Below are 8,731 nucleotides of genomic sequence, written 5' to 3' on the forward strand. Positions count from 1 at the left end.
GAGCAGGGGAAGCAGGGGAAGTAACAGTAATATTTTCCTCATCTCCCCCATCTCCCTCATCCCCCTTACTCTGGGAAAGACTCGGTGCCATTTTACTCTTCCTGGGTTGGCTGGTTTCGGTAGTAGATTATCCCTGGCAAGCGATCGCTGTAAGTGGTTTGGGTTTGTGGTTTGTGGGAAGTCGCTTGCGGCGGTACAGTTTCAAGGTAGACTTCGCAGCATTTTTCGTCATTGGCTTACAGACGATTTGGCTCTTTTGGCGGTTAGTACCTGATAACTTACAGAAATGGGCGATCGCAACTGGTACTCAACTTACCAATTCTCAAAATGAACCTGGGGCGTTGCTGAGTATAGCTTTATTTCCCTATGTAATTTTGATGGTGGCGCTCACAGATAGCCTGTATCGCCGCCAAAAGCGAGAATTAGCTAAATTTGGCGAACTGCTCACCCTCTTATTTGGAGCTTTTTTAACAACGATCGCTCTGATAAATCCCACATTGCGATCGCTAAATCTGCTATTTTCTACCACCACTCTGGCATTTGTCACCCAACGCCGCTCCCCCTCATCCCTTCCCCTGGTATATCTAACTCACATCATGGGGGTGCTAACGTTTTGCTCTACCATTAATTGGCTGTTACCAAGTCTGACTCAACAAGCCTGGGCAAGTATTTTATTAGCTCTGATGGTTGCAGAATGGGGATTTAGCCTAGAGGAAGGTTTATGGCGACGTAGTGCATGGGACATCGGTTTAGGATTAGCCGCCGCTAGTTTTTTCCTATTGTGGATGAATGCAGAATTATCTTGGTATGGGATAGCTGATAGCCAAGCTGATTGGGGAGTCATTTGGCTAGTTACGCCTTTAGCTCTCACAGGTGTTGCCAATTGCACAATTATAGAGCGTCGGACTACTAGCCGTTACTTGAGTGTCTTGGCTGTGGGAGTTGCCCAGTTACTTACTTTACAGCTACCAGGAACCAGATTAATCGGTTTGGCTGTGGCTGCGGGACTGATGTTCGCAAATACGCGCTATTTACGAAACCAAACATCTGCGGTAATTACAGAAGGATTTGCTCTGAGTTTCATTGGGGCGCTGCTGTGGACGGGTGTGCCTGGTTTACCTCACCTGGCGCTAGCAGGTTGGTTTGTCGCAGCAGCGATCGCAACTCTCAGTCTATGGTTAGCGCGGACAGTTTTGAGCCGACGCGGTAACGAATTAGCAGTTATATATGCAGCCGCCAGTGATAAATGGGCGATCGCCTTGTGTGGTTTTGAGTTGTTGGGTTTGACGCTGCATTCAGTGCTGATTTATCGAGGGTTTACGACTTCGGGATTTTTGTACTTAATTGCCACTGCAATCACCTTGGCAGCCATTGTTTATCGCAGTTGGCGAGAACCGACAAATTGGGCATTTTATGGCATTGGTTGGTGTTTAGAATTGTTGACTGCTCAAGCGCTGGGGTTTGGGGAACCTTCAACTGTTAAAATAGCGATCGCGGAGCGTGGCTTGCCAATCGCAAATATCGCCTTGGGTTTAATCGCTCAACTTGTCGGCGAGTGGTGGCGACGACGACATCAATTAGAAAGGCTGCCTAGCAGTTTTCACATTTTGCCATTAATTTATGGTGCATTCAGTGTATTGCTGCGTTTGGACACCTTTACCGAATGGACTGGTTTGTATTCCTTGGGTGTAGCTTTAATTATCATTGGCGTGGGGCGACGGCGCGAGAACTTTAAACCCCTGCTGTATTTAGGAATCATTGGCGTATCAATTTCTGCCTATGAACTTTTGTTCTATCAAATGTTACAAGCTTCAGGAGGAGCATTAGGTGATGGATTGATAGCCATGTCTGCCCTTGGTGCGACTATCATGTATACCTACCGCATCCTCTCGCCTTGGCTTGTCAGCTACTTACGCCTAACTCCCCAAGAACTCAAAGGAATTGCCCATATTCATTGGGCTTGGAGTAGCTGTTTATTAATGGCTGCCATTGGTACTCCCATTGGAGTTAACCGTTTGGTGGGATTGGCAACGGGGGTATTTTTGATTCGTTATGCCATCTTTCAGGGACGAGATTCGCACACTTCCCCAGTTACCGAAACTTCCCGCCGCATCTTTGGAGGAATCACAATAGCCGAGGTGTGGGTTTACCTTGGCTTATTAGAGTTAGCCGGTATGAGGATTTATTGGCGCGAGACAGCAGTCGGAAAATTTTGGGCTGGGCCGTTAGTTCCTTGGAACGGTGCGATCGCCTGTGTGGTAGCCTATTTTTTATACATCCTACCTTGGGAGAATTGGGGTTGGTCTAAAAGACCTTGGCAACAAGCCGCCTACATTATACCACTGATCATTTTATGGGAAACCAGACTGCAAACTTACCCCATTACCTTGCTAATAGCGGCTGGATTTTACATCTTCCTCGCAAAAGTGGGTGAAAACATCCGTTTTACCTATATTAGTGTGGCGTTGATTAATTGGGCGCTTTACCGTTGGTTTAATTCCTTATATCTAACTGATGCTTTGTGGTATGTAACACCCATTGGATTATCACTGCTTTACATTGCTCAAGTAGATTTTCAACTAAAACTACCAGAGTATAAAACCGCTCGTCATATTTTGAGAGTGCTAGGTAGTGGTTTAATTTCTGGCTGGGCAATTTTATTTCATCAAGATAAAGCCTGGATACCGGGAATTTTCAGTCTCATCGCCATTTTTGCCGGATTAGCTTTGCGAGTGCGGGCTTTTCTCTACATTGGTACAGCCACTTTTTTTATCACTACAATCTATCAATCGGTAATTTTCAGCTTGCAATACTCCTTTTTAAAATGGGTTGTTGGCTTGCTAGTTGGCATTTTACTAATTTATATCGCCGCCAACTTTGAAACTCGTCGCGCTCAAATAACTTCCTTAATTCGTAGCGCCATTGATGAATTTCAATCATGGGAATAGGCTAGGTATTAAAATAATTCGTAATTCGTAATTGACTTGTGTTCAGCCGGATATGATATAGAGAATAAACTTGCGATCGCAATCAGGACTTTATTCCTAGCTTTGGGGACTCAAGTCCTGACTACAAAGTGCTTATATTTTTATATCCCGCCGCTAAAGTCGGTACTGCGATTTAGGAACGTGGATTAAATAAAATGCAAAACTTCATCCTGTATCTAGCTTCCCTCTCCTTTATAAGGAGAGGGATTGAGGGTGAGGTAAGCCAGGGACATAAATTGTATGTTATTTAATTCTTATTCCTTAGCGGCAGGAGATGTCACACATTCTCATCTAGGATTGTTCCTTCTATATTGGCTCCATCCAAATTTGCTCCGTTCAAATTTGTCTGGTTCAAATCTGCTTGGGTGAGATTTGCTTGCGATAAGTCGGCTACAGTTAAGTCTGCACCACTCAAATCGGCTCCATCTAGATTCGCCGCCATCAAGTTGGCTTCGTGCAAATCCGCGTCACTCAAGTTAGTATCAATCAGTTTCGCAACCGTCAAATCAGCATGATTCAAATTAGCTCCTTCCATTGCTGCTCCATCCAAGATAGCCCCATCCAAAATAGCTCCGCTTAAGTTGCTACCATTGAGGTTAGCATTGCTCAAATCTGCTCCATTTAAGTCTGTCTCAATCAAACTGGCGTGGGCTAAATTAGCGTGACTCAGATTAGCTCCATCTAAAATTGCTCTATCTAAAATTACGCCACTGAGATCGGCTTCCCTTAAGTTTGCCTCGCTCAAGTTGGCACCAGTAAAGTCTCTGACACCTGCGGCATAGTTTTTTAGGAGTTGATCTGCTTTCATATCTGTCACTGTGCTAAGGAACGTTTGATTGAGGCTATCCAGACAGGCAGTAAATCCCCAGCCCGCGCTACAGGGGATTGGTGTGGTGAATCAAACCAGAGTGAATGTGGAATCACCTTTATCTAGATTAGCCATCCTCAACTACTGGCGCTACTACCTAGAGTTGTGAGTTACTTTCATACTTGGGAGGGATGTTGCTCACCTTAAAAATTTAAGCATTAGTGCAAAGCGATCGCTATACTCAATTGTGGTGTTCGTCTGGCAGAGGTTATGGCAAAACCAATTCGTATTCTTTTGCAGACTACGATTCCTACGAGTGAAGATGACTGGAGCATTTTTCGTTTCTCGATGTTACAAGATTACTTAGCATCGATTAAAGACGAAGCAGGAAACTCCTTATTTGAAGTTACGGGACGCGATTACGAATCAAATGCAGTAGGTGTTGATCCAGTTTTAAGTAGTCTCGACAAATCAGATTTTGATGAACTTTGGCTATTTGGCTTAGAGGTGGCTAACGGTTTAACCGAAAAAGACATTGCTGGAATTAATGCTTTTCGGCAACGCGGTGGCGGTATTTTGACAACACGCGATCATCAGGATATGGGCTGTTCGATGTGTGGTTTAGTTGATATTGGTGATGTCCACTATTTCAACACAAAAAATCCCGATCCCGATGAATCTCGCTGGAGCCGAGATGACTCATACACAACTTATATTTCCTGGCCCAACTATCATTCTGGAGCTAACGGCGATTATCAAAAAATTACCATTGTTGAACCCATTCACGAACTTTTAAGAAATCCCAATTCCCCTTCGGGAAGTATCGAATTTTTCCCAGCACATCCTCACGAAGGCGGTATTGGCGTGCCTTTGGGCAATGCAAATGCGCGGGTAATTTCCCTTGCTAAAAGTTTAGTTACAGGTCGTAGCTTCAATCTGGTTGTAGCGATTGAGCATCATCAAGATGAACAGGGAAATATACTAGGGCGAGCAGTAGCTAACTCCAGCTTCCATCATTTAGTAGATTACAACTGGGATATTAACAAAGGCTGTCCCACTTTTGTAGATGAGCCACCAGGAGATGGCATGAAAAAAGAGCCACGTGCCTTAGAAGATATCAAAACCTATGTGCGTAACGTCGCTTTCTGGCTAGCAAATTGATTTGAATTTGAGCAGTGTAGTAGCGCGACACAAATCATTGGTGTCAACTTACAGCTATTTTCCGGTAAATAGACCACGCCCTACGCGCACAGCATTGCTCATTGGTGTCAACTTAGAGTCAGGGCGGTTTGTAACCGCCCTTTTAACGTTAGTCCAATCTGCTATAGAAGGGGAGGTAAGTCCCAAACTTGGGCGAAAGTCTAAGTTTGGGCATTCCCCCATGATTACAGAAGCTCAGACTCGGTTCCGTAGGCAAGTCTGAGTAGTTCACTTTATTACTCCTGAAAGCGGGTGCAGTATTGTTAAATGAAAACTATGCCTAGTTTCAGCTTTCAAATACCGTTCTTGTAAGGGTTGCCACTGCTGCCACGACTGGTAACGATTTTCAGTTAACAAAGTAGCAAGAGTGGGCAGCTGAGTCTCAATTTCTGACTTGAAAACATCTGTAAGCCAGTCAGTTAAGACCGCACTATCTTGCATCGTACCCAAAATTTCTTGGATACTTTTCACTTCTGCAAGATAAGCTGCGTAAGACTCACCATATAAGTCACTAAATAACTCCATCTGGTAGCGTACACGTTTAGCTTCTTTTCGCAAACTATGAAGAATTTTACCTTCTGTTGTCAATTGTTTTTCTATCTTTTCTGGTTCCCAGTTTTTCTGGATTTTAACTTCTGATTCCACCAATTGGGTGCCAACTAGCCAACCTGGATGCAGCAATAAGTTACTCACTTCTGGTAAAAGTAAGTCTGGTAGCACTTGCTGAATAGTAATAGATGCCAAAGGTTTATAACTGGGTTTCTCTAACCACTTATCCAATGCATCTTTTAGAGACTTGTAAGATTCATCCTTTAACGTTTTTTGCACACTCGATAGTACATCTTCACGTTGTTTCGCCAAAGCTGTAAAAACTGTTTGCAGAGATTCCTGCTCTTTGCGGGGTAAGTTTGGTTTGTAATTGTTTTCCAAACTTTCTTTGAGTACGTCTAAATCTCGGAGACTACCAAGACGACGGGCTATTTTACCGATATTTTTATCGCTGACTGGTTTCGACACATCTACCGCTAGCCCAAACCGAGTTACCGCTGTCCGTAGGCGGCGCATTCCCACTCGCATTTGGTGCAGCGCTTCTGGATCTTCATCTTTCTTCACTGATTTTTCCCACTTCAAGGTTTTCTTAAAGTGTTTTTGAATCGCTTGGTAGGCGTAGTCCCCTAGAGTTTTTACGGTGGGTTGTGTGGCTAATTTCATCATTGATCTTAATGAGTACCTCATGAGGTTATTGCATAATAACATTAGTTAAAAATTTGCATCTACGTTTTGATATTTATTTTGGCAATGAGGATTGTAAAGTATGATTATGACTATTGATAGTTGTATACTATTCTATAAATATGCAATACCTGTCAAAGGTCTAAATAGCAGATTCACCCTGGCAATTTGATGTGAGCCATAGTTCTTAGATAATTTTTTTACATAGGTAGATTTAATTTTAGATATAATAGCATTATTAACATTTTTCTAACTATTAACATGATTTAAAATACCAAACTTACATTTGCTCAATCAAGTTTTATTGACTTTTGGAGATGATTTTAAAGAACATAGAGAAGACTTATCAGGAGTACTGCTAACACATCAGAAGTATTTATGGTTGAGGTCAGATGAAACCTCAACTATTGGGTTGATACTGATAAATTTATAGAGCATCAACAATTTAGGGTAGCAGAATTTATCAATTTACCTGCACCATAAGACCAAGAAATTAATATAGAAGGACTTGCTTCCGCTGATTATTAGCTATGGTTTGTTGGTTCTCACAGCTACAAACGCAAAAAACCCAAACCGGAAAATACAAATGCCAAAAACTTTAAAAGGGTAGCAAAAATTGAATCAGAACCTAACCGTTACCTCTTAAGACGGATTTCCGATGATAGAGGGAGCATCCCAAATGTGTAAAAACATAAGCTGTCATTGCGAGCGTAATGAAATGGAGTGAAGCAATCGCAACATCTAGACTTTGCGATTGCTACCCTTCGAGAAGCCGCTTCGCGTCTACATTCCACAACTCTTGGAGACGCTACCGCGTAGCTTGCTTCTGGGTTCGCGTAGCGTCCCGTAGCATACCCTACGGGAAGGCTGATGCCAACGCAATGACAATCTATCATCTTGATAAATTTGCTTGCATTGGGATGCTCCCATGATAGACGATAAGTTATTTTTATCTTGCCCACACCCCCAAAAGCCAGATGTGCAATTGAATACCGCTAAACTAAAGGACTTTAGTCCTTATTTTTAAGCACTAAAGTCCTTACTAAAAACCCTCAAAACTAGCTTGACAAAGTACTAAGATTAGTCCGCGCAATCGGACTTTGCCTGTGTAGCCAAGCCAAGCGTTAGCGAGTCTTTCTTTGAGCGTCTGTGGGTTTCCCCCATGAGCAACTGGCGTGCGATTTCTAATCGCCTGGTATTTTTGCTAAGTTATCGAAACAAAATTCAGGAGTCAGGAGTCAGAATTCAGTTGGGTATTCTGTACGACTGGCCTCTGAATAGATGGGTTTAAGACCCCCACCAAATCTACGATTTGGTGGTCTTCAAGACACTCCATGACTCGCTACCCCTACCCTATCAGGCCGGGTCTGAATCCCCCACTGATACCGCCACGGAGAGCGAGTCAGCGTACCCTTACTCTTAAGCAAGCTACGCGCAGCGTCTGGTAGAGAGCGTCTTGATTCTGACTCCTGAATTCTGACTTCTGAATTCTTCTTCAATTTTTCCTAAGATCCAACATTGGAATCATCAGTGTCTTTAGGAGTTTTAGATTCACTAACACCTTCTTTGATGTTACTGGCTCCCTCTTGAATGCCTTCTTTGAGGTTACTGGCTTTCTCTTGAATGCCTTCTTTGAGGTTACTGGCTCCCTCTTGAATGTTTTCTTTGAGGTTACTGGCTCCCTCTTGAATGTTTTCTTTGAGGTTACTGGCTCCTTTTTTAATGGCTTCCGTCGCGCTAGTGCCTCCCTTTGGCTGAATCTCTTGGTTATTTTTTAGGCGATCTACGATATTGTAGTCATCTGCACCTGGGGGAGTTTTTGATTCAACAATGCCTTCTGTTGGGCCACCGATCGCCTTCCATGCGGCAAGACCACCTTTGAGTTGGGAGACATGCTCAAATCCATTAGAACGCAGTTGTTGTGCAGCTTGGGCAGTTTCTTCTTCATTAGCACCGTAAACGTAAATATCACGGCTTTTATCCAAAGAAGATAGTGCACGCTCTACCAATTCATCTATTGGCGTCGGCATCGCTCCCAGAATGTGACCTTGGTTGAAGGTCGTGCGATCGCGCACATCCAATATTGTAAAAGCTGGTTCGCCCCATTCTAGACGAGTCTTCAGGACATGAACATCAGATTGTGCTTCTATTGGTGGCTGTGGGGGAATGATGCCGCCTACTAAATTGTTAACCATAATTATTCCTTACTGACGATATTAATAGCAATTTAACGGACTAAGCATCTTTAATTGCTCTTTCTCTGGGATGAATATCTTCAAACTCTCTCCTGAGATAGACTGGCTAATTGAAATATTTTCTACCATTTAATGCATTGCGGATACAGCCAACTTAGACTATTGGAAGGCAGCTTGTTATATTAATATTAATTTAATTAAATATATTTTAAGTTTATATTTCTAATATTTAATTATTCAGACAGATTAGACGTCTTGCATAAATGCTTAAATTGTCATGTTGAGCGGAGCGAAACATCTGTGAGATT

At 43.0% G+C, this 8,731-nt stretch carries 4 protein-coding genes and 2 pseudogenes; 3 read left to right on the forward strand and 3 right to left on the reverse strand.

Annotated elements, in window-relative coordinates:
- Positions 1-2,948: DUF2157 domain-containing protein (locus HWQ41_RS26175; protein ID WP_292769643.1), on the forward strand; the 2,948-nt coding region annotated here is incomplete at its 5' end.
- 316 nt (positions 2,949-3,264) lie between these two features.
- On the opposite strand, the gene HWQ41_RS26180 is transcribed toward HWQ41_RS26175, so the two are convergent.
- On the reverse strand, positions 3,265-3,795 hold the full coding sequence (locus HWQ41_RS26180) for a pentapeptide repeat-containing protein (RefSeq protein WP_292769646.1): 531 nt from the start codon (positions 3,793-3,795) through the stop codon (positions 3,265-3,267).
- A gap of 270 nt (positions 3,796-4,065) precedes the next feature.
- Here HWQ41_RS26180 and HWQ41_RS26185 point away from each other — a divergent pair, with 270 nt between their 5' ends.
- Positions 4,066-4,956 carry a hypothetical protein gene (locus tag HWQ41_RS26185; RefSeq protein WP_292769649.1) on the forward strand — a complete coding sequence of 297 codons (891 nt, stop codon included), beginning with the start codon at positions 4,066-4,068 and terminating at the stop codon, positions 4,954-4,956.
- A 267-nt stretch (positions 4,957-5,223) separates the two neighbouring features.
- Here the strand turns inward: HWQ41_RS26185 and HWQ41_RS26190 are convergent, their stop codons facing one another.
- On the reverse strand, positions 5,224-6,207 hold the full coding sequence (locus HWQ41_RS26190) for a CHAD domain-containing protein (protein ID WP_292769651.1): 984 nt from the start codon (positions 6,205-6,207) through the stop codon (positions 5,224-5,226).
- A 292-nt stretch (positions 6,208-6,499) separates the two neighbouring features.
- On the opposite strand from HWQ41_RS26190, the pseudogene HWQ41_RS26195 reads away from it, so the two are divergent.
- Positions 6,500-6,882 (forward strand): annotated as a pseudogene (locus HWQ41_RS26195) (DUF3616 domain-containing protein); the annotation flags it as partial.
- Positions 6,883-7,994: 1,112 nt separating this feature from the next.
- Here HWQ41_RS26195 and HWQ41_RS26200 read toward each other — a convergent pair.
- Positions 7,995-8,423 (reverse strand): annotated as a pseudogene (locus HWQ41_RS26200) (rhodanese-like domain-containing protein); the annotation flags it as partial.
- Between the last annotated feature and the right edge of the window lie 308 nt (positions 8,424-8,731).

Source organism: Nostoc sp. NOS(2021), from assembly GCF_017115025.1.
Classification (GTDB): domain Bacteria; phylum Cyanobacteriota; class Cyanobacteriia; order Cyanobacteriales; family Nostocaceae; genus Nostoc.

What these genes read in the sequence shown, in the direction of transcription:
- HWQ41_RS26190 (WP_292769651.1), bottom strand. Translation starts at nt 6,207, where the DNA reads ATGAAATTAGCCACACAACCCACCGTAAAAACTCTAGGGGACTACGCC.
- HWQ41_RS26180 (WP_292769646.1), bottom strand. Translation starts at nt 3,795, where the DNA reads ATGAAAGCAGATCAACTCCTAAAAAACTATGCCGCAGGTGTCAGAGAC.
- HWQ41_RS26185 (WP_292769649.1), top strand. Translation starts at nt 4,066, where the DNA reads ATGGCAAAACCAATTCGTATTCTTTTGCAGACTACGATTCCTACGAGT.